22 protein-coding genes are annotated in these 22,991 nt (G+C 70.5%); 11 read left to right on the top strand and 11 right to left on the bottom strand.

Translation table 11 applies throughout. From position 1 onward, the window contains the following. Window positions 1-330: 330 nt before the first annotated feature. From ACIP63_RS25170 to ACIP63_RS25135, 8 genes are all read right to left on the bottom strand, one after another. Entirely contained in the window at window positions 331-1,788 is a 1,458-nt protein-coding gene (locus ACIP63_RS25170; protein ID WP_401519529.1) for a catalase, read from the bottom strand. A gap of 184 nt (window positions 1,789-1,972) precedes the next feature. Beyond that, a complete protein-coding gene (locus ACIP63_RS25165; protein WP_401519527.1) occupies window positions 1,973-2,866 on the bottom strand; it encodes a 2-hydroxy-3-oxopropionate reductase in 894 nt (297 codons plus the stop codon). Window positions 2,867-2,909: 43 nt separating this feature from the next. Further along, window positions 2,910-3,749 carry a TIM barrel protein gene (locus tag ACIP63_RS25160; RefSeq protein WP_401519586.1) on the bottom strand — a complete coding sequence of 280 codons (840 nt, stop codon included), beginning with the start codon at window positions 3,747-3,749 and terminating at the stop codon, window positions 2,910-2,912. A gap of 157 nt (window positions 3,750-3,906) precedes the next feature. Continuing rightward, a complete protein-coding gene (locus tag ACIP63_RS25155; protein WP_401519524.1) occupies window positions 3,907-5,337 on the bottom strand; it encodes a cellulose binding domain-containing protein in 1,431 nt (476 codons plus the stop codon). Window positions 5,338-5,371: 34 nt separating this feature from the next. Further along, entirely contained in the window at window positions 5,372-6,934 is a 1,563-nt protein-coding gene (locus ACIP63_RS25150; protein WP_401519521.1) for a beta-N-acetylhexosaminidase, read from the bottom strand. Window positions 6,935-6,987: 53 nt separating this feature from the next. Next, complete coding sequence (locus ACIP63_RS25145; protein ID WP_401519518.1) at window positions 6,988-7,827, bottom strand: carbohydrate ABC transporter permease; 840 nt, start codon at window positions 7,825-7,827, stop codon at window positions 6,988-6,990. Then, the gene (locus ACIP63_RS25140) at window positions 7,824-8,792 is read right to left on the bottom strand and encodes a carbohydrate ABC transporter permease (protein ID WP_401519515.1); all 969 of its coding nucleotides are present in this window, start codon (window positions 8,790-8,792) and stop codon (window positions 7,824-7,826) included. The genes ACIP63_RS25145 and ACIP63_RS25140 overlap by 4 nt, the downstream gene beginning before the upstream one ends. A 40-nt stretch (window positions 8,793-8,832) precedes the next feature. Further along, on the bottom strand, window positions 8,833-10,098 hold the full coding sequence (locus tag ACIP63_RS25135; protein ID WP_401519512.1) for an extracellular solute-binding protein: 1,266 nt from the start codon (window positions 10,096-10,098) through the stop codon (window positions 8,833-8,835). A gap of 249 nt (window positions 10,099-10,347) precedes the next feature. Between ACIP63_RS25135 and ACIP63_RS25130 the strand changes: the two genes are divergently transcribed. From ACIP63_RS25130 to ACIP63_RS25090, 9 genes are all read left to right on the top strand, one after another. Then, window positions 10,348-11,190, top strand: a complete 843-nt coding sequence (locus tag ACIP63_RS25130; RefSeq protein ID WP_401519509.1) for a GntR family transcriptional regulator — start codon at window positions 10,348-10,350, stop codon at window positions 11,188-11,190. Window positions 11,191-11,293: 103 nt separating this feature from the next. After that, window positions 11,294-11,545 (top strand): hypothetical protein, encoded by a 252-nt coding sequence (locus tag ACIP63_RS25125; RefSeq protein WP_362935780.1) that lies wholly within the window; start codon window positions 11,294-11,296, stop codon window positions 11,543-11,545. Next, window positions 11,542-11,919, top strand: coding sequence for a helix-turn-helix domain-containing protein (locus ACIP63_RS25120; RefSeq protein WP_401519506.1), 378 nt, complete (start codon window positions 11,542-11,544; stop codon window positions 11,917-11,919). The genes ACIP63_RS25125 and ACIP63_RS25120 overlap by 4 nt, the downstream gene beginning before the upstream one ends. Window positions 11,920-12,073: 154 nt before the next feature. Next, window positions 12,074-12,580 carry a 2-oxo-4-hydroxy-4-carboxy-5-ureidoimidazoline decarboxylase gene (gene uraD / locus ACIP63_RS25115; RefSeq protein ID WP_401519503.1) on the top strand — a complete coding sequence of 169 codons (507 nt, stop codon included), beginning with the start codon at window positions 12,074-12,076 and terminating at the stop codon, window positions 12,578-12,580. A gap of 50 nt (window positions 12,581-12,630) precedes the next feature. Next, on the top strand, window positions 12,631-13,023 hold the full coding sequence (gene uraH / locus ACIP63_RS25110; RefSeq protein WP_401519500.1) for a hydroxyisourate hydrolase: 393 nt from the start codon (window positions 12,631-12,633) through the stop codon (window positions 13,021-13,023). A 6-nt stretch (window positions 13,024-13,029) separates the two neighbouring features. After that, window positions 13,030-13,953: a factor-independent urate hydroxylase gene (pucL, locus tag ACIP63_RS25105; RefSeq protein ID WP_393767376.1), complete on the top strand. Its 924-nt coding sequence runs from the start codon at window positions 13,030-13,032 to the stop codon at window positions 13,951-13,953. A gap of 64 nt (window positions 13,954-14,017) precedes the next feature. Then, window positions 14,018-15,418, top strand: a complete 1,401-nt coding sequence (locus ACIP63_RS25100) for a nucleobase:cation symporter-2 family protein (protein WP_401519496.1) — start codon at window positions 14,018-14,020, stop codon at window positions 15,416-15,418. 45 nt (window positions 15,419-15,463) lie between these two features. Next, on the top strand, window positions 15,464-16,852 hold the full coding sequence (locus ACIP63_RS25095; protein WP_401519493.1) for an 8-oxoguanine deaminase: 1,389 nt from the start codon (window positions 15,464-15,466) through the stop codon (window positions 16,850-16,852). 229 nt (window positions 16,853-17,081) lie between these two features. After that, complete coding sequence (locus ACIP63_RS25090; protein WP_401519490.1) at window positions 17,082-18,536, top strand: nucleobase:cation symporter-2 family protein; 1,455 nt, start codon at window positions 17,082-17,084, stop codon at window positions 18,534-18,536. Between the two features lie 64 nt (window positions 18,537-18,600). Here the strand turns inward: ACIP63_RS25090 and ACIP63_RS25085 are convergent, their stop codons facing one another. Further along, on the bottom strand, window positions 18,601-19,467 hold the full coding sequence (locus ACIP63_RS25085; RefSeq protein WP_401519487.1) for a chitosanase: 867 nt from the start codon (window positions 19,465-19,467) through the stop codon (window positions 18,601-18,603). A gap of 107 nt (window positions 19,468-19,574) precedes the next feature. Next, window positions 19,575-20,378 carry a chitosanase gene (locus ACIP63_RS25080; protein WP_401519484.1) on the bottom strand — a complete coding sequence of 268 codons (804 nt, stop codon included), beginning with the start codon at window positions 20,376-20,378 and terminating at the stop codon, window positions 19,575-19,577. Between the two features lie 64 nt (window positions 20,379-20,442). Here ACIP63_RS25080 and ACIP63_RS25075 point away from each other — a divergent pair, with 64 nt between their 5' ends. Further along, window positions 20,443-21,126, top strand: a complete 684-nt coding sequence (locus ACIP63_RS25075) for an alpha/beta fold hydrolase (RefSeq protein ID WP_401519481.1) — start codon at window positions 20,443-20,445, stop codon at window positions 21,124-21,126. Window positions 21,127-21,270: 144 nt separating this feature from the next. On the opposite strand, the gene ACIP63_RS25070 is transcribed toward ACIP63_RS25075, so the two are convergent. Continuing rightward, window positions 21,271-21,879 (bottom strand): TIGR03086 family metal-binding protein, encoded by a 609-nt coding sequence (locus tag ACIP63_RS25070; protein ID WP_401519479.1) that lies wholly within the window; start codon window positions 21,877-21,879, stop codon window positions 21,271-21,273. Between the two features lie 117 nt (window positions 21,880-21,996). Here ACIP63_RS25070 and ACIP63_RS25065 point away from each other — a divergent pair, with 117 nt between their 5' ends. Then, the gene (locus ACIP63_RS25065) at window positions 21,997-22,989 is read left to right on the top strand and encodes a fibronectin type III domain-containing protein (RefSeq protein WP_401519477.1); all 993 of its coding nucleotides are present in this window, start codon (window positions 21,997-21,999) and stop codon (window positions 22,987-22,989) included. Window positions 22,990-22,991: the final 2 nt, after the last annotated feature.

Genomic DNA, 22,991 nt, shown 5'->3' with positions numbered 1-22,991 from the left:
GGGTGTGTGGGGGTCACTGGGGGCCGGCGCCCACCACCCCCCCCGCGCATTAACCCGGCACCCGACCCGCCCTTCCCCCCCCCCACCCCCCCGCGGGGGGGGGGGCCCCCCCCCCCCGCGCCCCCCCCACCCCTGCGATCCGATCCGTTCACAGCGACCGCGGCGGCGGCGAGCGGGCTGCCGGCGCCGGTTCCCTCAGGTCTGGAACCGGGCCGCCGGGCCCTTCGCCACCGCACTGGCGTCGTCCGCCGCCGCGGTCCCGTCCTGCCGGTGCCGCGTACTACCCCTCATCCGGGTGCGCGGCACGGGCAGGGCCCTGGGAAGGGAGGCTCAGTCCTCGCGCAGGGCGCGGACGGCCTCCTCCACGCGCTTGCCGTAGTCGGCGTCGGCGGCGTGGAAGTGGGCGAGGTTCTTCTCGATCACGTCGTCGCGGGTGACCTGCGAGAGTCCGCCGGCGATGTTGGCGATCAGGCGGTCCTTCTCGTCCGCCGACATCAGCCGGTAGAGCTCGCCCGCCTGGAAGAAGTCGTCGTCCTTCGCGTGCAGGGGCGCCTCGTGCGTACCCGTCCAGCCGTGCACCGCGAGCGGGGAGGCGAGCGCCGCGCCGGTCTGGGCGGGGCCGGCGTACGAGTTGGGCTCGTAGTTCTTGTCCTGGCGCGAGCCGTACCGGGTGGCGTGCAGTCCGTCGCGGCCGTAGTTGTCGACGGCGGCGGCCTTCGGCGCGTTGACCGGGAGCTGGGTGTGGTTGATGCCCAGCCGGTAGCGCTGCGCGTCGGCGTACGCGAACAGCCGGCCCTGGAGCATCTTGTCCGGCGAGGGACCGATGCCGGGCACGAAGTTGTTCGGCGAGAACGCCGCCTGCTCCACCTCGGCGAAGACGTTGTCCGGGTTGCGGTCCAGCACCAGCCGGCCGACGCGCTGGAGCGGGTAGTCGGCGTGCGGCCACACCTTCGTCACGTCGAACGGGTTGAAGCGGTAGTCCGCCGCCTCGGCGGCCGGCATCAGCTGCACGTGCAGCGTCCAGGACGGGTTGACTCCACGCTCGATGGCCTGGAGCAGGTCCGTCTGGTGCGAGTTGGCGTCCTTGCCGACCTGCTCGGCGGCCTGCTCGGCGGAGAGGGAACGCACGCCCTGGTTGGTCTTGAAGTGGTACTTGACGAAGAAGGCCTCGCCCTTCGCGTTCGTCCACTGGTACGTGTGCGAGCCGAAGCCGTGCATGTGACGGTACGAGGCGGGGATCCCGCGGTCACCCATCAGCCAGGTGATCTGGTGCGTCGCCTCGGGGGAGTTCGCCCAGAAGTCCCAGACGTTGTCCGGCTCCTGGCGTCCCGTGAACGGGTCCCGCTTCTGGGAGTGGATGAAGTCGGGGAACTTGATCGGGTCCTTGATGAAGAACACCGGGGTGTTGTTGCCGACGAGGTCGTAATTGCCCTCGTTCGTGTAGAACTTGAGGGCGAAGCCGCGCGGGTCGCGGACGGCGTCCGCGCCGCCCAGCGAGTCGGCGACGGTCGAGAAGCGGATGAACGTCTCGGTGCGGCGGCCCACCTCGGAGAGGAAGTCGGCACGGGTGAAGCCGGTGACGTCGTCCGTCACCTCGAAGTAGCCGTACGCGCCGGAGCCGCGGGCGTGGACGACGCGCTCCGGGATGCGCTCACGGTTGAAGCGGGCGAGCTTCTCGAGCAGGTGCTGGTCCTGGACGAGGATCGGCCCGCCGGCGCCGGCCGTGGCGGAGTTCTGGTTGTCGGCGACCGGGGCGCCTGACTCGGTCGTGAGCACACGCTGGGACATGGAGGCCTTCCGTACGGGGCTGCTGGCGGCCTCAGGAGCGTAGATTCGCCATTGTCGAGGCGTCAACAGTTTGTTGAAATTGGAGGAGGAGGTTCCGGGTCGCGGCAGCGCCTGGGCGCGACAGGACAGGTGTCAGCGCCACCGCGACCCGGAGTTCATGGGGCCCTGTGGAGGGCCGGGAGTGTCAGACCTGGGAGCCGGAGAGCCGCTCGACCGAGCGCAGCAGCGCGGAGTGGTCCAGGCCGCCGTCACCCTGCGCGCGCAGGGACGCCACGAGCTGGGCCACGACCCCGCCGACGGGCAGTGCCGCGCCGACGTTGCGGGCGGCGTCCGTGACGATGCCCATGTCCTTGTGGTGCAGGTCGATCCGGAAGCCCGGGGCGAAGTCCCGCTTCAGGAAGTTGTCCTTCTTGCGGGTCAGGACGGTCGAGCCGGCGAGGCCGCCGTTCAGCACGTCGAGCGCGGCGGACAGGTCGACCCCGGACTTCTCCAGGAACACGACGGCCTCGGCGCAGGCCTGGATGTTGACGGCGACGATCAGCTGGTTGGCCGCCTTCACCGTCTGGCCGGAGCCGTGGGGGCCGCACAGGACGATCGTCTTGCCGAGTGCGTCCAGCAGCGGCTTCGCGGCGTCGAAGTCGCTCTGCTCGCCGCCGACCATGATGGACAGGACGGCCTCGATGGCGCCGGCCTCTCCGCCGGAGACGGGGGCGTCCAGCACGCGGATGCCCTTGTCCTTTGCGCTCGATGCCAGGTCCACGGAGGTCTGCGGCGTGATGGAGGACATGTCGATCAGCAGGGCGTCCCGCCTGGCGTTCTCCAGGATGCCGTCGGGGCCGTACGCGATGGCCTCGACCTGCGGGGACGCCGGGACCATGGTGATGACGACATCCGCGTCGCGCACCGCGTCCGCGATCGAGGCGGCACCCTTGCCGCCCGCCGCGACGAGCCGGTCGATCTTGTCCTGCTCCAGGGTGTAACCGGTCACCTGGTAACCGGCCTTGACCAGGTTCTCGGACATGGGGGAGCCCATGATGCCGAGCCCGATCCAGGCGACCTTGGGGAGATTGCTGCTCATGAGGGTGCCTTCCGGTAAGCGTGTGTGCGGGAGGGGGCGGGCCTCAGCGGGCCGGCCGGGCCCCGGCCGGGAGCCAGTCGAAGGACTCCGCGCTCGGCCGGTCGCCCGGCTTGTACTCCAGACCGACCCAGCCGTCGTAGCCGGCCTCGGTCAGCTCGTCGAGGAGTCGCTCCAGCGGGAGCGAGCCGGTGCCGGGCGCGCCGCGCCCCGGGTTGTCGGCGATCTGGACGTGGCCGGTCTTCGCGGCGTACGCCTTGATCACCTGGCTGAGGTCCTCGCCGTTCATCGACAGGTGGTAGAGGTCCAGCAGGAACGTGGCGTTGCCCAGGCCCGTCGCCTCGTTGACACGGTCGACGACCTCGACGCCCGCCGGTGCGCTGACCAGGGGATAGAGCGGCGACTCCGTGTCGTTGAGGGTCTCGATCAGGAGGGTCGCCCCGATCCGGTGGGCCGCACGGGCGGCCAGGACCAGGTTCTCCAGGGCGAGTTCGTCCTGGACGGCCGGGTCCACGCCCTCCACGCGGTTGCCGTAGAGCGCGTTGAGCGCCTTGCAGCCGACCGAGGCCGCGAAGTCCGCCGCCACGTCGATGTTGGCGCGGAAGCGGTCCGACTCCTCGCCGGGCAGCGAGAGCGCCCCGCGGTCGGGGCCCGGGAGGCGGCCCGCGTAGAAGTTCAGCCCCACCAGCTGCGTGCCCGCGTCGTCGAGCGCCTTCTTCAGGGCGTCGAGCTCGGCCTGCGCGGGGGTGGGGGTCTCGATCCAGGGCCACCAGAGCTCGACCGCCGTGAAGCCCGCGGCGGCGGCCGCCGCGGGGCGCTCCAGGAGCGGGAGTTCGGTGAAGAGGATCGAGAGGTTCACATCGAAGCGCTGGTCCGAGTAACCCATCATGCGCTCCTTCCGTATCGCGGAAGTTAGTTTCTGCTTAACGGAAGATTGCCTGGCGTGTGGTGAGGCTGTCAAGAGGGAAACCGAATTCCGGACACGCGGGAGCGGGGTGGAGGGCTCCTCGCCCTCCACCCCGCTCCCCTTCACATCTGCCTGGTCAGGAGGCCGGAACCGTGTCCTGGAACGTGGTGCCCGCCGCGCGGTACCCGCTCACCAGCGCCGAGACCTGGGCGGGGGAGAGGACCTGGTCCTTCACGTGCAGGACGTAGTCCACCTGCTGGTCGTACGAGCGCGGAGCCGTGCTGCTCTGGCCGGCGAGATCGATCAGCCACTGGTTGAAGTTGATCGACATCGGCCGCTCCGGGAGATAGGCCGCCCCGTGCGTGCCGAAGAGCTGACCGTCGACGTAGTACGTGATGGCGCTGTCGTCGATGGTCACCACCAGGTCGTGCCAGCCCGCGTAGCTCTGCCGCGCCTCGCTGTGCTGGTTGACGGCCTCCCACGGGTCGGGGCGGTAGGTCTCCCACGAGGTGGTGTAGAGGATGTTGGCGGGCTCGCCCCAGCCGCCGTTGGGCAGGTACTCGAAGTCGTACTCGGCGTAGTCGTCCGCCATCGGCGCCTTGAGGTCGTTGATGGTGAAGAAGGTCTGGACGAGGTGGTCGCCGTCGGGCCCGGACCTCGGGGCGTCGCTGAACTTCACGCGGGCCGCGTAGGTGCCGTTGCGGAACTTCATGGACTGCGTGAGGATCTCCGTCTGCACCGTCGAGGCTCCCGTGCCCGCGGTCGACGTCTCCAGGTTCATCACCGAATTGCCGCTCTGGCTGGTGAAGGTGACGTTCTCCGGGGCCCAGACGGCGCCAGGCACCCCGGGGCCGCCGGAGTTCGAGCGGACGCTCCAGCCGTTCGCGGCGATCCTCGGGTCCGTGTGACCGCTGTAGTCGAAGTCGTCGAACAGCCGGGGTCCGTCGGCCGGCGGGTCGGTGGGGGGATCGGTCGGGTCGGTCGGGCCGTTGCCCTCGGGCGCCTCGCCCCAGGCCGTCACGGCGCCCACCTGCGCGGTGATCCTGGGCCAGTCCCCGTACGTGCTCCGTCCGGCGCCGAAGGAGTAGTCGTCGCTCTGCCCGAGCGGCTGCCAGTCCGTGCGGTGGAAGCGCAGCTGCATGTCCCCGGTGTCCGCGCCGGGCGCCAGGGAGCCCGCCCCCGCCGTGAAGGCGATCTCCAGGTAGCGGTCGGCGGTGGCGGTCGGGTGGGGCAGCGGCTTGAAGCTCCCGGTGATGTTCGAGCAGCCCTTCACCGCCCACGAGCAGGCGAAACGGTAAGCCGCGGACGCGGAGTCGCCCTTGAAGTAGTACCGCACCTTGACGTCGGAGAGAGGCACGCTCGCACTCCCCGTGTTACGTACCTTCAGCCACGGTTCGCTCTGGTCGGCCGTCGCTCCCGACGCGCTCGTGCGGTACTGGACGACGAGCCCGCCGGCCGCCGCGGCACCGGCGGTCGTGGGCAGGGCGGCGAGGGCCGTGCAGCCCAGGGCCAGGGTGACGGCGGCGGCGGCCGCCGCGCGGATACGGCTCCTGCGGAATGTCCTCATGACGGTGTTCCTCTCCGGAACGGTGGGGGATGAGTTACCGAGGGGGTCGCGCTGTACCTGCGGACGCGGTCGCCAGGGACCGCGTGGTGAGAGGCCGGTAGCGCACGCCGAGAGCGTCCAGCCGGGCGGTGTGATCGCGCAGCCGCCCGACGAATCCGGCCCAGTCGCCGCGCCCGCCGGACCAGGCACGGTCCGCCAGGGCGCACAGCCGGGGATAGGTGAGGTACTCGATCCGGTCCGGCGTCGTCACGTACTCGGTCCACAGCTGCGCCTGGGTGCCGAGGACACGGGAGGCATCGTCCGGCCCCCAGCCCGGCGGCACCGGCTCGTTCGTGTGGACCGCGTACAGGGGGACGGGGTCGCCCCGCTGGGCGGTGGGTTCGTCCGGATCCGTGGACTGGGCGTAGTCCAGATAGGTCGCGCGGTGGTGCGCGGTCACCACCTGGTGGCCGCGCCGCGCGGCGGCGAGGGCGTGCGCGGGGTCGCGCCAGGTCATCACCGTGAATTCGGGCGGCAGTTCGCTGCCGGTCTCGGCCCAGCCGGTGGGCCGCCGGCCGTGCTCCACGAGGAACGAGCCGATCCGGCCCATGAACCAGCTGTGCAGCCCACGGGGACCGTTCAGCCCCTCGGCCGCCGCACGCGCCACGGCCGCCGGGCTGTTCTCCCACTCGGCGACCGGGCACTCGTCGCCGCCGATGTGGACGTACGGCGAGGGGAAGACGTCCATGACCTCCTCCAGCACCGTACGGCAGAAGTCGAACACCTCCTCGTGGACGCCGAACACGGTGTCGCAGACGCCCCACCGGGTCCACACGTCGAGGCGCCGCTCCGGGTGGTTGCCCAGGTGGGGATAGGCCGCGAGCGCCGCGCGCACATGGCCCGGCATCTCGATCTCCGGCACGACGGTCACCCCCCGCTCCCGTGCGTGACGGACCAGTCCCCGCAGCTCCGCCCTGGTGTACGCCCCCGTGTGCGGCACCCCGTCGGACAGGGACTGCGCCCGGTGCCCGCCCACCGACGTCAGCCGGGGGAAGGCGTCGACCGGCATGCGCCAGCCCTGGTCGTCCGTGAGGTGCAGGTGGAGGACGTTGAGCTTGTGCAGCGCCATCAGGTCCACGTAGCGGCGCAGATAGGAGACGGGCTGGAAGTGCCGGGCGACGTCGAGCATCGCACCGCGCCACGGATACCGCGGCACGTCGCTGATCTCGACGCACGGCAGCTCCCAGGAGATTCCCCGCGCACCGCCCGACAGGGCTTCGGGCGGCAGCAGTTGCCGGATGGTCTGGACGCCCCGGAGCAGCCCGTCCGGACGGGCCGCGCGCAGCAGGAGCGCCTGCGGCCCGACGGTCAGGCCGTACCCCTCCTCGCCCAGTCCGCCGAGCTGCGGATCGAGCGCCAAGACGACACGGCCGTCCGCCGAGGGCGGCAGGGGCAGGCCGGTCGTCGGCCCGAGGAGTGTGCGTAACAGGTCCGCCGCCCCTTCGGCACCCGGCAGGGCGCGTACGGCGGTGTCCTGGCCGAGGACGAATCGGCCCGGGCGCGGCGAGACCTTGCCGGGCCGGGGGACGAGGGAGAGCTCGGGGCGTGATGCGGGCACGGAGGGCCTCCGGGGCAGGGGTTACGGACGGTTCGCGCGTACGCCGACAGGGCTCACCCCTTGACGGCGCCGGCCGCGAAGCCGGAGGTCACATGGCGCTGGAGCAGCAGGAAGACCACGAGCGCGGGCAGCGCGAAGAGCGTCGAGGCGGCCATGGTGGCGCCCCAGTCGGTGCCGAAGGTGTTCTGGAAGGAGGAGAGCCAGACCGGCAGGGTGCGGTTGTCCTGCTGCTTGATGATCAGGAAGTTGGCGTAGGCGAACTCGTTCCAGGCCGTGATGAATCCGAACAGCGAGGTCGCCATCAGACCGGGGGCGAGCAGCGGCAGCGCCACCCTGACGAACGCGCCGGTCCGGGTGCAGCCGTCGACCTGGGCGGCCTCCTCCAGTTCGGGCGGGATGGTCGCGAGGAACCCCCGCAGCACCACGATCGTGAACGGCAGCGTGATCATGAAGTAGACGAGGGTCAGGGTCGGCAGCCGGTCGAGCATGTCCGTGTCGCGCGAGATGATGTAGATCGGGATGATCAGTGACTCCCAGGGCGCCATCTGGGCGACGAAGACCAGCAGCATGAACTGCCGCCGGCCCCTCCACCGCAGGCGCGCCACGGCGAACGACGCCCCGAGCGCCACGACGAGGGAGAGCAGCACGGCTCCCAGCGTGACCAGGACGCTGTTGCGCCAGAACAGTTCGAAGCCGTCCGCCTGCACGGCCCGGCGGAAGTGGTCCAGGGTCCAGGTGTAGGGCACGAGCCTCGGCTCGGCGGACCGGATGTCCCGGGACGGCTTGAACGCGGTGGAGATCATCCAGTACACGGGGAAGAGGCAGACCACGACGGTCACGACGGCGGCGGCGTTCAGCGGGAGCCGCCGGACCCGGGGGCGCAGCAGGGTCATCCGAGATCGTCCTCCTGACGGAACATCTGACGGAAGTAGAGGACCAGCACCCCGGACATCAGGACCACGGTGATCATCGACGCGGCGGAACCCAGGTCGTAGCGCTGGCTGGAGAGCGCCGTCTGGACCGCGTACACGGGCAGGATGGTGGTGGCGTCGCCAGGGCCGCCGCGGGTCATCACCCAGATCTGGACGAACGCCTTGAAGGTCCAGATCACCTCCAGGGAGAGGACCAGCATGAAGATCGGCCGCAGGATCGGGAAGGTGAGCGAGCGGAAGATCCGGGAGGCGGACGCGCCGTCCAGGCGCGCCGACTCGTACAGCTCGGCCGGGACGGTCGTCAGCGCGGAGTAGAGGGTGACCGCCGCGAACGGGACGGACTGCCAGACGATCAGCAGGACCAGGATCGTGAACGACGCCGTGCCGTTCGCGAACCACGGGTAGCGGTCGAAGGACCCGAAGCCGAGCGCGGTCAGCAGCTGGTTGACGATGCCGAACTCGGAGTGGAACAGCCACTGGAAGACCGTCGTGGCCGCGACCACCGGCATGGCCCAGGCCAGCACCAGCGAGCAGAGCACGACCGTACGGCCGGCCCGGCGCAGCCGTTCCGTCATGAGCGCGACCAGGGTCGAGATGACCATGATCAGCACGACGTCGACGGCCATGAAGACGAAGGTGCGGCCGGTCACCTCCCAGAAGCGCGGGTCGGACAGCAGCGTCCGGTAGTTGCGCAGCCCCACGAACTCGGCGTCGCCGCTGATCAGCTGGCGGAGCCGGAAGTCCTGGAGGGAGATCACCACCGCCCGCACCAGCGGGTACACCAGCAGATAGATCATGCCGCCGATCGCGGGGGCGATCAGGGCGTACGGCCACAGGTCGCGCGGGGGCCGTCCCGGCCGCCGCCCCGGTGGCGCCTTCGGGGGACGGTGGACGTGGGGAGCGGGCCGTTCACGCACATCCGGCACGGTGGGCCTCCTCTCGGTGACGGGAAACGGACGGGCCGGATCAGGAGCCGGCGTTCATGGCCCGGGTGATGTCCGCGGAGGCCCTGGCCGCCTCCTCGGCGGCGTCACCGCCGGTGAGGACGGCGGTCATGTAGTCCTTGACCGGGTTCTCCGCCTCCACCGCCGCCCAGCCCGGGGTGTTCGGCGTCGCGTGCCCGTTCGCCGCACCGACGGCCATCGCCGAGGCGCCCGGGTCGCCCGCAACGGCCGAGGCGAGGGTGGTCCGGTTGGGCACGTAGCTCATGGCCACCGCGAGCTTCTTCTGCCAGGCGTCGCCCGTGAGCTCCTTGATGAAGGTCACGGCCGCCTCGGGGTGACCGGACGCGGCGGGAACGACCAGGTCGGAACCGCCGGTGAACACCGCACCCGGAGTGCCGGCCGTCTTCCCCGGGATCGGGAAGAAGCCCAGCTTCCCCTTGAGCTCCGGATTGTTCTCGACGACCACGTTGGCCCCGCCGGGCGTGGAGATGACCTGTGCCACCTGCCCCTGCGCCATCACCTCGGCCTGCGGCGGATCGTCCTCGTCGGAGTCCTTGGGGCCCTTGCCGAGTGCCTGGAGCTGTGCGTAGAAGGCCATGCCCCGCTGCGCCTCGGGCGTGTCGAGCGCGCCCTTCCACGTGCCGCCGGACTCGGTGGCGAAGTCGCCGCCCTCGTCCCAGATGAAGCCGCCCAGCGCGTACCAGAGCTGGCCCGGCAGGTAGATGCCCTGCGTGCCGCCCTTGTTCAGCTTCGTGGTGGCGTCGATCCACGCGTCGCGTGTGGTGATCTCCGCGGCGTCGACACCGGCCTTCTCGAACAGGTCCTTGCGGTAGATCACGACCCGGTTGGCGGCGTAGTACGGGATGCCGTACTGCTTCCCCTCGTACGCACCGGGTTCGGCCAGCCCCGGCAGCCAGTCCGCGCCGTTCAGCTCGTCCTTCCGGTCGCTGAGGTCCAGCAGTCCGCCGCTCTCCGCGAACTGGGCGACCTGGGTGTTGCCCGCCTCGATCACGTCCGGGGCGTCGTTGCTCGCCAGGGCGGCGGTGATCTTCTGGCCGATGCCGTCCCACTCCTGGATCTGGATCCTGACGTCGATGTCGGGGTGCGCGGCCTCGAACCCCTCGGTGAACTCCTTCTGGAACGCGGCCGAGACGCTGTCACGCATCAGCCAGACGTCGACCGTCGTCACGCCCCCGGCCTCGTCCGCGCCGTCCCCACCAGAACTGCAGGCACTGAGAGCGGCGGCCGTCACGAGCGCGGACACACCGGCAAGCAAGCGGTACTTCACGGTTCACCTCAACGGGAGCAGAGACCTGACCACCTGACCAGTGAAGCCCACTGGACAGCTCACCTCTTGATGGGGGATGAAGGTGGCATAGACCAATGGGGTCGTCAACCCCCCCTGTATAAAGGGATTTTGGGGAATCTGATCGAGAGCTTCCTCTGTTCATGCCGGCGAGGGCGGCTAGACTCTCCCTGACCAGTGGCCATCGGTCGCTCAACTGGTAAAGGGAGCGGGACGCGCGAAGGGGAACGCATGAAAGCCGACGTACCGGGGACGGTGCTCAAACGGGAACGGGTGCGCGACGCGGTCCTCGAGCTGATCGAGAGCCGCAGCCCCGGCGACGCCATCCCGTCCGAGCGGGCCCTGTGCGCCCTGCTCGGCGTCTCCCGGCCGACCCTGCGGGCCGCCGTCGACGAGCTGGTGGCCGCCGGTCTGCTCGTCCGTGAACACGGACGCGGGATGTTCGTCGCCCCGGAGAAGATCACCCAGGAGCTGGTCTCCGCCGACCTCGCCCTGAGCGTGCCGCAGGCCGCCGGAGCGTGGTCGAGCAGGCTGCTGGAGTTCACGACCCTCCAGGCCGGCGCCCGGGTCGGCCGCAAGCTGCGGATGTCGCCCGCCGACGAGATCGTCTACGTCGCACGGCTGCGTCTGGTCGACGGCGCGCCCATGGCCATCGAGCACCTGCACATCAGGGCGGCGCTCGTCCCCGGCCTGTCGGCCCAGGAGCTGGAGGACGGCGACCTCTACGAGCACCTGCGCCACACCCACGGGGTGCACGTCCGTGAGGCGGTCCAGGCCATCGAGCCCACGGTCGTCACGAGGGCGGAGGCCCAGCTCCTGGAGGTCCCCGAGCTCTCCCCCGCCCTGCTCTTCGAGCGCCTGACCTCGGACACCGCCGGACTGCCCGTGGAGTACGTCCACTCGCTCTACCGGGGTGACCGCTACCGGATCGTCTCCCGGCTCGCGCTCGGCCCGGCCGCCGCCGGCGCCCCGCTGGTCAGGGACGGCCACCACCCGGGGATCCCGCCCGGGGACTTCGCACACGGCGATCCGATCGCCTCCTCCACCCGGGGGGACATCCAGGCCGGGCCGTGAGGAGCGGTCCGTCCTTCAGGCATTCCAGGCCCGGCGTCCCGTGCCTTAGGGTCGGGGCGAGCCGTGCGAGCCGACGGACGCGGCGGGACATGAGGGAGGCACCGTGCGCTTGAGGGTGGAATTCACCACCGAGCCCTTCGATCTCGACGAGGCACCCGCTCATGCGGTGGTGGCCCGCGAGGTCATCCAGACCGCCGACCTGGACGCGGTGGACGTGGGCCCCTTCGGGAACACGGCCGAAGGAGGCGCGGACGAGGTGCTCACCGCCGTGGACTCGCTGCTGCGGAAGGCCCTGGCCTCGGGCGCCACCCGGGTCTCCCTCCAGCTCAACGTGATCGGGGAGGACACCCCGTGACCGAACCGGCCGACCACCCGCTGGTCACCGCGGTGAAGCCGCTCGTCGACGCCATGGGAGCGGAGCTGCTCGCCCCGGAGCAGGCCACCACCGAGGACGTGCTCCTCGCGTGGGAGGGGGCCGACGTCATAGCCGTACGGCTCCCGCAGCTCTCCGAGTCGCTGGACCACATCCTGTCCGCGATGGAGCGGCGGCACGGGATGCCACTGGCCGAGCTGGACCGGAAGGCCAAGCAGGGCGTCGTGCGCACCCTTGAGGCACGCGGTGCCTTCTCCGTGCGGCACGGTGTGGAGACCGTGGCGGGGGCGCTCGGCGTCAGCCGCTTCACCGTCTACAACTATCTGAACCGGGACAATGCCGCCAAGGGTGAGTAGCGGCGCGTAATGCGGTGCAATGCCGTCGTCCGGGAACTCGGGCGGCGGCATCACTTGTTCGCGGAATTTCAACAAACTGTTGACGTGGTGTTGCGGAGGGCGTTAGCTATCCGCAGCCCGACAACGCACAGCGAAAAAAGCCACGGAGGCTCCCGTGACTACGAGCTCCACACCGGGCCTCGCCCGGTTCAACACCCTGGCGGCCGCAGAGGCCGCAGCCGCGCTGCACGAGGTGTGTGCCAGTGCGGCGTGGGGAAGCTCCGTCCTCGCCCACCGGCCCTACGACGGCACGGAAGCCCTGTTCTCCGCGAGCGACGCCGCCATGGCCGAGCTCTCACCGGAGGACCTGGCCGAGGCCATGGCCGGCCACCCGCCGATCGGCCGCCCCAAGCCGGGGGACCCGGCCTCCGCCCGTGAGCAGCGGGGGATGGCCGGTGCGTCCGAGGAGCTCAAGGCGGAGATGCTCGAACTCAACCTGGCCTACCAGGAGCGGTTCGGACATGTCTTCCTGATCTGCGCCACCGGAGCCACCGGTGAACAGATGCGCGACGCGGTGAAGGCCCGGATCGGCAACTCGCCCGAGCAGGAACGCGAGATCGTCCGCGCCGAGCTGGGCAAGATCAACCGCATCCGCCTGACCCGCCTCGTGCAGGACTCCTGAGGGATCAGGCACCCCGTACAGCACTCTTCAGAACAAGGAGCGTGACGGTCTTGAGCACCGACACCACCGCATCGGTGTCCACCCACATCCTGGACACCAGCGTCGGCCGTCCCGCCGGAGCCGTCACCGTCTCCCTGGCCGCCCGCAGCGGCGCCGACGCGGCGTATGTGACGCTCGGCGGCTCCGCGACCGACGCGGACGGGCGCTGCAAAGACCTGCCGGCCCTGCCGGAAGGAACCACCCACGTACGGCTCGTCTTCGACACCGAGTCGTACTTCACCGCGAAGAAGCAAGCCGAGGCGCAGCAGGACGCCCCCCGCGTAAGGGACAGCGGCGCGTTCTTCCCGGAGGTGGCGATCGCATTCGCCGTCACCCCGGGCGAGCACTATCACGTACCGCTGCTGCTCAACCCGTTCGGCTACTCCGTTTACCGAGGGAGCTAGCAGACAATGCCCACGATTCTCGGCCAGAACCAGTACGGCAAAGCAGAGAACCGCGTCGTCAAGATCACGCGGGACGGCGACACCCACCACATCAAGGACCTCAACGTCTCGGTCGCCCTCTCCGGCGACATGGACGACGTCCACTACTCCGGCTCCAACGCCAACGTCCTGCCGACCGACACCACCAAGAACACGGTGTTCGCCTTCGCCAAGGAACACGGCATCGAGTCCGCCGAGCAGTTCGGCATCCACCTCGCCCGGCACTTCGTGTCCTCGCAGGAGCCGATCAAGGTGGCCCGGATCCGGATCGAGGAGTACGCCTGGGAGCGCATCGCGACCTCCGACGGCAACTCGAAGTTCATCGGCGCCGACGAGGTCAAGCACTCCTTCGTCCGCAAGGGCCAGGAGACGCGCACCACCCAGATCACCTTCGACGGCGAGAAGTGGGAGGTCGTCTCCGGCCTCAAGGACCTCTCCGTCATGAACTCCACCAACTCGGAGTTCTGGGGCTACGTCAAGGACAAGTACACGACGCTGAAGGAGGCGTACGACCGCATCCTCGCGACCGACGTCTCCGCGAAGTGGCGGTACAACTGGACCAGCGACGAGGAGCGCATGCCGAACTGGGAGAAGTCCTACGAGCAGACGCGCAAGCACATGCTCCAGGCCTTCGCGGAGACGTACTCCCTCTCGCTCCAGCAGACCCTCTACCAGATGGGTTCGCGCATCATCAACAACCGCAGCGAGATCGACGAGATCCGCTTCTCGCTGCCGAACAACCACCACTTCCTCGTCGATCTGGAGCCGTTCGGGCTGAAGAACGACAACGAGGTGTACTTCGCCGCCGACCGCCCGTACGGCCTCATCGAGGCGACGGTGCTCCGGGACGGCGTGGAGCCGAAGATCCCGGTCGACATGACCAACCTCTGACGCGGTGCTGAACCGGCCCCCGCCCGGCTGCGGGCGGGGGCTGGTCATCCCGGAGGGAAATCCCATGGCACAGCCTGCAACGGGGCCGGCGAAAGGCCCACGTAAAGCATCACCGACCGCTGCCGGCACGGTAGTTCATCCGGTCGACGAGAAGCTTCCACCCTCGCGGCTCGTCCCCGCCGCGCTCCAGCACATCGCCGCCATGTACGCGGGCGTCGTCACCCCTCCGCTCATCATCGGGCAGGCCGTCGGCCTCGACGCGGCCGGCATGACCCGGCTGATCGCGGCGAGTCTCCTGATCGCCGGCCTGGCCACCCTCCTCCAGACCCTCGGCGCCGGACGCTTCGCCGGGAACCGGCTGCCGTTCGTCAACGCCGCGTCCTCCGCCGGGATCGCGCCGATGCTCGCCATCGCCGAGACCAGCGCCCCCGGCCACCAACTCCCCGCGATCTACGGGGCGGTGCTCGTCGCAGGTGTCTTCTGCCTGGCCGTCGGCCCGTTCTTCGGGCGGCTGCTGCGCTTCTTCCCGCCGCTCGTCACCGGGGTCGTCATCACCCTCATCGGCGTCACCCTGATGCCCGTACCCGTCGGCTGGGCCCAGGGAGGCGACGCCACCGCCGCCAACTTCGGCGCCATGAAGTATCTGGCACTGGCCGCCTTCACCCTCGTCGTCATCCTGCTGATCCAGCGCTTCGGTCGCGGCTTCGTCAAGCAAGTGGCCCTGCTCGCGGGCATGTTCATCGGCACGCTGGCCGCCATCCCGTTCGGACTCGCCGACTTCTCCGCGCTCGGCTCCGCACCCGTCGCCGCACTGCCCGCACCCTTCGCCTTCGGACCGCCCGAGTTCCAGCCCGCCGCGATCCTCTCCCTGTGCATCGTGATGCTGGTGCTGATGACGGAGTCGTCCGCCGGCATGCTGGCGCTCGGCGAGATCTGCGACCGGCGCACCGACGGCCCCACCATCACGCGCGGTCTGCGCACCGACGGCATCGCCACCCTCCTCGGCCCGGTCTTCGGAGGCTTCCCGACCAGCGCCTTCGCCCAGAACGTGGGCGTCGTGTCGCTGACACGGGTGCGCAGCCGGTACGTGGTCGCCGCCGCGGGCGGCGCCCTGATCGTCCTGGGCGCCTTCCCCGTCCTCGGGGCGGTCGTCTCCCTCGTCCCGATGCCCGTGCTCGGCGGCGCCGGCATCGTCCTGTTCGGCTCGATCGCGGTGAGCGGCATCCGGACCCTGTCCGAGGCGGGGCTCGACGACAGCTCCAACATCATCCTCGTGGCCGTGGCACTCGGCGCGGGCATCATCCCGCTGGCCGCGCCCGGCTTCTACGCCGGATTCCCGTCCTGGGCGCAGACGGTGCTCGGATCCGGGATCAGTGCGGGAGCGCTCGTCGCGGTCCTGCTCAACCTGTTCTTCCATCATCTCGGCACCCACAGCCGTAACGCTGTGGCACTCAAATCCTCCTAGGGTCCTGCCGTGCCCACATCGCCAGACACAGAAGAGGGAAGCGCCATGGCAGCTTCGGCAGACCCGCAACGCATCGTCATCGAGAACTGTTCCATCGCCACCGTCGACGCCCACGACACCGAATACGCCTCCGGGCACGTCGTCGTGGCGGGCAACCGCATCGAGTCCGTCGGCGCGGGCAAGGCCCCGGAGGGCCTCGGAGGCGTCGTACGGCGCGTCGACGGCACCGGCCACCTGGTGACGCCGGGCCTGGTCAACACCCACCACCACTTCTACCAGTGGATCACCCGGGGCCTGGCGACCGACCACAAACTCTTCGACTGGCTGGTCGCGCTGTACCCGACGTGGGCGCGCATCGACGAGCCGATGGCCCGCGCGGCCGCCCAGGGTTCGCTCGCGATGATGGCCCGCGGCGGGGTGACCACCGCGATGGACCACCACTACATCCACCCCCGGGGCTCCGGCGACCTGTCCGGCGCGATCATCGGCGCGGCCCGCGACATGGGCGTACGCTTCACCCTCGCCCGCGGCTCCATGGACCGCAGCGAGAAGGACGGCGGGCTGCCGCCGGACTTCGCCGTGGAGACCCTCGACGGAGCGCTCGCCGCCACCGAGGCCACCATCGACGAACACCACGACACCTCGTTCGGCGCGATGACGCAGATCGCTGTCGCCCCCTGCTCACCCTTCTCCGTCTCCACCGAACTGATGCGCCAGGGCGCCGAGTTGGCCCGCCGTCGCGGCGTGCGCCTGCACACGCACGGTTCGGAGACCGTCGAGGAGGAGCAGTTCTGCAAGGAGCTGTTCGGGATGGGGCCGACGGACTACTTCGAGTCGACCGGCTGGCTCGGTGACGACGTGTGGATGGCGCACTGCGTCCACATGAACGACTCCGACATCGCCGCCTTCGCCCGCACCGGCACCGGCGTCGCCCACTGCCCGTCCTCCAACGCCCGCCTCGCCGCCGGCATCGCACGCGTCCCCGACATGCTCGCCGCCGGTGTCCCGGTCGGGCTCGGCGTCGACGGCACCGCGTCCAACGAGTCCGGCGAACTCCACACCGAACTGCGCAACGCCCTCCTCATCAACCGCCTCGGCGCGCACCGCGAGAAGGCCCTCGACGCGCGCCAGGCCCTGCGCCTCGGCACGTACGGCGGCGCGCAGGTCCTCGGCCGGGCCCAGGAGATCGGCTCGCTGGAACCGGGGAAGCTCGCCGACCTCGTGCTCTGGAAGCTGGACACCCTGGCCCACGCCTCCATCGCCGACCCCGTGACCGCCCTGGTCTTCGGTGCCGCGGCCCCCGTCACCCTCTCCCTCGTCAACGGCAGGACCGTCGTCGAGGACAACCGCCTCACCACCGTGGACGAGGACGCCATCGCCCGCGCGACCCGTGACGAGGCCAGGCGCCTCGCACAGATCGCCGCCGGCGCCTGACGCTCCGCACCCCCTGACAGGCCGGCCGAGGGGGACGGCCCTCGGCCGGCCGCCGTGGACCCGACAAGGTTCACGGCAGCCTGTGCGGGTGCGCGTACGTCCCGTACGCGCACCCGCACAGGTGAGCTCCAAGCTGCCCGCACCAGCTGCACGACCTGCACCAACGCACCACTCAGCACCACCTCCCTGACACCCACGTCGCCCGACGTGTACCCGACCGGAGGAAGCCGTGGCAGCTAAGCCCAGGTTTCGCAAGAACGCAGTCGAAGCAGACGCAGTAGCCGTAAGCGCAGGAGAAGGAGAACCGGACCGGAAGCACCCGGTCGACGAGACGCTGCCGCCCCTCAGGATGTTCACCAGCGGCCTGCAGCACGTCGCCGCGATGTACGCGGGTGTGGTGGCCCCGCCCATGATCGTGGGGCCCGCCGTGGGTCTCAGCGCCAAGGAGACCGCCTTCCTCATGGGGGCGAGCCTCTTCACCGCGGGGATAGCCACCCTGCTCCAGACCCTCGGCTTCTGGCGAATAGGCGCCAAACTGCCGTTCGTCAACGGTGTCTCCTTCGCCGGAGTCACCCCGATGATCGCGATAGGCAAGGACCGCGGGCACGACGGCATCGCCGTCATCTTCGGCGCGATCATCGTCGCCGGCCTCCTCGGCTTCGTCCTCGCCCCGTACTTCTGCAAACTGGTGCGGTTCTTCCCGCCCGTCGTCACCGGTACGGTCATCACGCTGATCGGCGTCTCGCTGCTCCCGGTCGCCTTCAACTGGTCGCAGGGCGGCAACGCGACCGCCGACGACTACGGCTCGATGACGAACATCACGATGGCCGCCGTCACCCTCGTGATCGTGCTGGCCCTGCGCAAGCTGCTGCGGGGCTTCCTCCAGCAGATCGCCATCCTGCTCGGCCTGGTCATCGGCACCCTGATCGCGATCCCCGCCGGCATCACCGACTTCGGGGCACTGGGCGACGCCGACGTGGTCGGTTTCCCGACGCCGTTCCACTTCGGCGCACCGCAGTTCGAGATCGCCGCCATCATCTCGATGTGCATCGTGATGCTGGTCTGTATGACCGAATCGACCGCCGACATGCTGGCCCTCGGCAAGATCGTCGGCCGTCCGGCGGACGAGCGGACCATCGAGGGCGGTCTGCGCGCCGACACCCTGGGCAGCGCCGTCAGCCCGCTCTTCAACGGCTTCATGTGCAGTGCGTTCGCCCAGAACATCGGGCTGGTCGCCATGACCAAGGTGCGCAGCCGGTTCGTCGTCGCCGCGGGCGGAGTCATCCTGGTGCTGCTCGGGCTGGTCCCCGTGGCCGCGTCCGTCATCGCCCTCGTGCCGCTCCCGGTCCTCGGCGGCGCCGGCATCGTGCTCTTCGGGTCGGTCGCGGCGAGCGGTGTCCAGACGCTGGCCACCGCCGCCCTCGAGAAGGGCGAGAACGCCCTGATCGTCGCGGCGGCCGTCGGCGTCGGCCTGATCCCGATCGCCGCGCCGGACTTCTACCACGCCTTCCCCGAGGACCTGCTCGTCGTCCTGGACTCGGGCATCTCCACCGGCTGCGTGGTGGCGATCGTGCTGAACCTGGCCTTCAACCACTGGGGCCGACGGCCGGACGAGGAGCCGGAGCCGGAGGCCGCGGACAGCGAACAGCCGAAGGACCCGATGGCCCTGCCCGTCGCCCACTGACACACCGGTGCGCGTACGGGACCCTTCGAGGGGGAGCCCGTACGCGCACCGGGTGCGGCCGGTGTCAGCCGATGTGGAAGCTGTCGCCGTAGACCTGCCAGTCCAGCGGCGGATCGAGATCCAGATTGCCGTTCCGCAGGAACACCCGCTGGGCGGTGTCCACCCGGCTGGTGTCCGAGTGGGCCTCCTCCTGCTTCATCGCCCAGACCCGGGCGTCCAGGAACGCGTCGAGGTAGGCCACCTCGTCGCCGCCCTGCGACGGCGGGCTCGCCTGGGCCAGCGCCCTCTCCCTGATCGAGCCGAAGCTCGTGCTGTCGCTGCCGCCGCCGTGCATCACGAGGGCGTCGTAGTACGCGAACTGGCCGAGGGCGCCGAGCCCGTCGGCCTTGCCCTGGCGCACCGCCGGGTCGAAGTAGACCCGGTCACGCTCGTCGTTCTGCGCCTGCTGGAAGGCGGGGTCCGACGCGGCCTCCGCCCAGTGGCCGGTGAAGCCGGGGTCCAGCCCCTCGTGCGAATCCGTGCCGTCCACCGCCCGCAGGGCGGGCAGATAGGCGGCCAGGACGTTGTCCGGCTTCCGCTCGGTGTACAGCTCCACCAGGTCGAGCATGTCCCCGGTGCCGGAGCAGAATCCGATGATGCCGGCGGTGTAGCCGCGGCCGTCGCCGATGTCCTCGACGTAGGAGTACTGGGCCTTCCAGTCGAGCGTGGAGTTCTCCGCGCTGGACACCAGCTGCATCGCGATGTCCTTCTTCGCGGGGTCGTCGAGTCCGGTCGCGGCTGCCTCCAGGTGTGCGGCCGGCGGCGTGGGGGCGCCGGCGTGAGCGGTGGCCGGAACCGCCGTGAAGGTCAGCCCGAGGGCCAGCACGGCGAGTCCGGCGGTGTGGATGAATCGGGTGGTGCGACGTGAGGTGCTGTTGTGGGGGTGATGCACCGGTCCTCCCAGGGGAGTTCGTCGTTCCGACGTTCTGTTAGGAAGCTTTCCTATCAGGTCCCGGAGCGGGCGGTAACCCCTTGGCACCCGGTTGCCGGATGCCGTTTTCAGCCGCCGTCGATGCGGAAGCTCTGCCCGTAGACCTTCCACGCCAGCGGGGTCTCCAGCTGGAGCTTCCCCTCGCGCACGAAGACACGTTGGGCGGTCTCCACCCGGCTGGTGTCGCTGTGCGAGGGCTCCTCGCGGATCGCGGCCACCCGGGCGTCCAGGAAGGCGTCGAGATACGCCTCCTCGTCGCCGCCCTCGGAGGGCGGATCGTTCTCGGCGAGGGCCTGGGCGCGTATCGTCCGGAAGCCGACCGTGCCGTCGGTGTCGGCGTACCCGTGGATCACGTAGGCGTCGTAGTAGATGAACTGCCCCAGGGCGCTGAGCCCGTCGGCCTCGGCGCGCTTCACCGCCGGGTCGAAGTACGAGCTGTCCCGCTCCGCGTCCTGTGCCGCCCGGAAGGCCGGGTCCGCCGCGGCCTGGGCCCAAGCCTCGGTGAAGGCGCTTCCGAGCCCCTCGTGCGAGTCGCTGCCGTTCACCGCGCGCAGCGCCGGCAGGAAGTCCTGGAGCGCGTTTCCCGGACGCTTCGCGGCGTAGCGCTCGACGACCTTCAGCAGATCGCCCGTGCCGGAGCAGAATCCGATGATGCCGGCGGTGTAGCCGCGGCCGTCGCCGATGTCCTCGACATAGGAGTACTGGGCCTTCCAGTCCAGCGTGGAGTTCTCCGCGCTGGACACGAGCCGCATCGCGATGTCCTTCTTGGCCGGGTCGTCGAGCCCTTTCTCGGGGGAGCCGGAGCCGGACCCGGAGCAGCCGGTCAGGACGAGTGCCGCGACGGCGGCGAGGGCGAGACGTCTGTGCTTCACGCACCAAGCGTGCCAGGCCGGGGGGCGGCGCCGGCGGGGGCGGGGCGCCTGTAGCGTTCGGGATATGGAAGATCAGTCTGTTGTGGACGTCGGCGAAGTGCGGCTGGCGTATCGGACCTGGGGCGACCCCTTCGGGTCGCCCGTCGTCCTCTTGCACGGCCTCGGCGGCTCGTCCCTGAGCTGGGAGGCCGTCGGCACCCTGCTCGGCGAGGAGTGGCGGGTGTACGCCATCGATCTGCGCGGCCACGGCGAGAGCGACTGGCCCGACGAGTACGGCTTCGAGCAGATGCGGGACGACGTCCTGGAGTTCCTCGACGCCTGCGAGCTCGACCGGGTCGGTCTCGTCGGCCACTCGATGGGCGGGGTGGTCGCCTATCTGCTCGCCGAGGAGCACGCTGACCGGGTGGAGCGCCTGGTGCTGGTCGAGACCCCGCCGCCGTTCCCGGGACAGCTGGTGGCCGACAGTCGTCCCACGGGTCCGGTGGACTACGACGAGAACGTCGTGCCGGCCGTCCGGGCCCAGGTGGCCGAGCCGGATCCCCGGTGGGAGCAGGAGCTGGGGCAGATCGTCGCCCCGACGCTGATGATCGCCGGCGGCCCGGAGAGCAGCATGCCGCAGGGGAGGCTGGCCGACATGGCCTCGCTCATCCCCGACTGCCGGCTGCTCACCCTGGGCGGCGGCCACCATGTGCACAAGAAGCACGCGGACCAGGTGGCCCAGCAGATCACCGAGTTCTTCACCAGCTGAGCGGGCCCGGCCGCCCGACCGGTCCGCGCACGATGCCACCGCCGCCCCGCGGGCGACGCCACCGCCGGGCCCGTGCGCGATGCCACCCCCGCCCCGCGCACGGCGCCACCGCCGAGCCCACGCACGCCGTCCTCCGCGACGCTGTCAGCCGCCGGGCTGCCAGTCGGGCCGGCGCCCGCTCAGCGCGATCACCCGGTCGGTCAGCGGCGCGTCGGCCGGGACGGGGACCGGCGGGCCGAAGATCGCGTCAGGGCCGGACCTGTCGTCGTCCCCGGGTGCCAGCATCGCCTCCGACGAGCGCAGGCTCGCCTCGTCCGCCCGGAACTCCTGCCCGGTCGCCCTGGCCAGGTCCCAGCCGTGCACGACCAGCTCGTTACACGCCACCATCCCGGCGACCTGCCCGGGAAGATCGACCCCGCCCGCCCGGGTCATGCCCTCCAGCGCGGCCGGGGAGCGCCAGGCCGCGACAAGCTCGTCCAGCAGGGGCGGCAGCGCCGTACGCCAGTCGGCGGGCAGTGCCGGCGGGGCCGAGGTCGGCGGGGTGCCGGTCGTCGGGCCGGACTTCTTGTGTGCCGCGTCGCGGAACGCGACGGTCAGGCCCAGCAGGTGCCCGATCAGCTCCCGTACCGCGTAGTCCGGGCAGGGGGTCGGGTTGTCCAGCTGCCGGTCGTCGACGGCGCGGATCAGCTCCTGGACCTGTCGCGCCGCCGGTCCGAGATCGATGCCGGGCGCGGTCGCATGGTTCGTTTCCATACTCTTCGGACCGTTTCCGGCCCCGGAACTCATCGGGGACATCGTGGAACGTTCCGGTCCGCCCTCTTGTCGGCGGCCCCGTCCGCATGGCATATAGGTCTGGACCATTGCTGTCGGATGGAAGGCATCACCGTGCAACGCCCCCACGCACGCACCGCGTTGGCCTGTTCCGCCACGCTGCTCCTCGCCGGTCTCACCGCCTGCGGCGGACCCGCGGAAGCGGACACCAAGAACCCGACAGCCCCCAGGGGAGTGACAGCGCAGGCCGGCAGCGCCTCCTCCGCGCACGTCATGTGGGAGCGCGCCTCCGACAACGAGGGGATCACCGGCTACGACGTCTACCGGGAGGGGAGGAAGGCCGCCTCGGTGGACGCGACGAAGCTGATGACCGACATCGACGGTCTGACCGCGTCCACGGCCTACACCTTCACCGTCAGGGCCCGCGACGCCGCCGGGAACCTCTCCTCCCCGAGCGCCGCGGCCACCGTCACCACGCCCGCGTCCGCGCCCGCCGACGAGAAGGCGCCGACGGGACCGACGAAGCTGCGGGGCAAGGCGGACAGCGGCCGGACGGTCACCCTGTCCTGGGGCGGCTCCACGGACGACGTGGGCGTCACCTCGTACGACGTCTACCAGGAGGATTCCAGGATCCACAGCGTCCCGGGCACACGGACCACGGCCCGGCTCACAGGTCTGCGCCCCGGCACCGTCTACACCTTCACCGTCCGCGCCCGCGACGCCGCCGACCGTTCCTCGCCGGACAGTGACGCGCTCGACCTGACCACCCCGTCCGCGCCGGGCGCCCCCGCGAGCACGGCACCCACCGGACTGCGGACGACGACGGCGGCGCAGGGCGGGGAGTACCTCGTCGACCTCTCCTGGGACCAGCCGGACACCGGAGGCACGATTCCCGCGTACCAGCTCTTCCTGAACGGAAAGCTGACCACCACGATCGTCTGGGGCGGCACACCGCCCAAGGGCCGGGCGGCCTACAGGCTCACCCTGACCGATCCGCCCGGCACCCGGTACTCGCTCAAGCTCCGGCCCAAGCTCCCCGACGGGACATGGGGCGACTTCTCGGCCCAGCGCACGGTCGTGCTGCGCGGCTGACC

Source organism: Streptomyces sp. NPDC088746 (assembly GCF_044751065.1).
In the GTDB taxonomy this organism is placed as follows: Bacteria; Actinomycetota; Actinomycetes; order Streptomycetales; family Streptomycetaceae; genus Streptomyces.
This window is presented reverse-complemented; position numbering and strand designations above follow the sequence as displayed.

Excerpts from the sequence above, each read along its gene's own strand:
- ACIP63_RS25170 (WP_401519529.1), bottom strand. The coding sequence starts at position 1,788 with ATGTCCCAGCGTGTGCTCACGACCGAGTCAGGCGCCCCGGTCGCCGAC.
- ACIP63_RS25165 (WP_401519527.1), bottom strand. The coding sequence starts at position 2,866 with ATGAGCAGCAATCTCCCCAAGGTCGCCTGGATCGGGCTCGGCATCATG.
- ACIP63_RS25160 (WP_401519586.1), bottom strand. The coding sequence starts at position 3,749 with ATGGGTTACTCGGACCAGCGCTTCGATGTGAACCTCTCGATCCTCTTC.
- ACIP63_RS25155 (WP_401519524.1), bottom strand. The coding sequence starts at position 5,337 with ATGAGGACATTCCGCAGGAGCCGTATCCGCGCGGCGGCCGCCGCCGCC.
- ACIP63_RS25145 (WP_401519518.1), bottom strand. The coding sequence starts at position 7,827 with ATGACCCTGCTGCGCCCCCGGGTCCGGCGGCTCCCGCTGAACGCCGCC.
- ACIP63_RS25130 (WP_401519509.1), top strand. The coding sequence starts at position 10,348 with ATGAAAGCCGACGTACCGGGGACGGTGCTCAAACGGGAACGGGTGCGC.
- pucL (WP_393767376.1), top strand. The coding sequence starts at position 13,030 with ATGCCCACGATTCTCGGCCAGAACCAGTACGGCAAAGCAGAGAACCGC.
- ACIP63_RS25100 (WP_401519496.1), top strand. The coding sequence starts at position 14,018 with ATGGCACAGCCTGCAACGGGGCCGGCGAAAGGCCCACGTAAAGCATCA.
- ACIP63_RS25095 (WP_401519493.1), top strand. The coding sequence starts at position 15,464 with ATGGCAGCTTCGGCAGACCCGCAACGCATCGTCATCGAGAACTGTTCC.
- ACIP63_RS25075 (WP_401519481.1), top strand. The coding sequence starts at position 20,443 with ATGGAAGATCAGTCTGTTGTGGACGTCGGCGAAGTGCGGCTGGCGTAT.
- ACIP63_RS25070 (WP_401519479.1), bottom strand. The coding sequence starts at position 21,879 with ATGGAAACGAACCATGCGACCGCGCCCGGCATCGATCTCGGACCGGCG.
- ACIP63_RS25065 (WP_401519477.1), top strand. The coding sequence starts at position 21,997 with ATGGAAGGCATCACCGTGCAACGCCCCCACGCACGCACCGCGTTGGCC.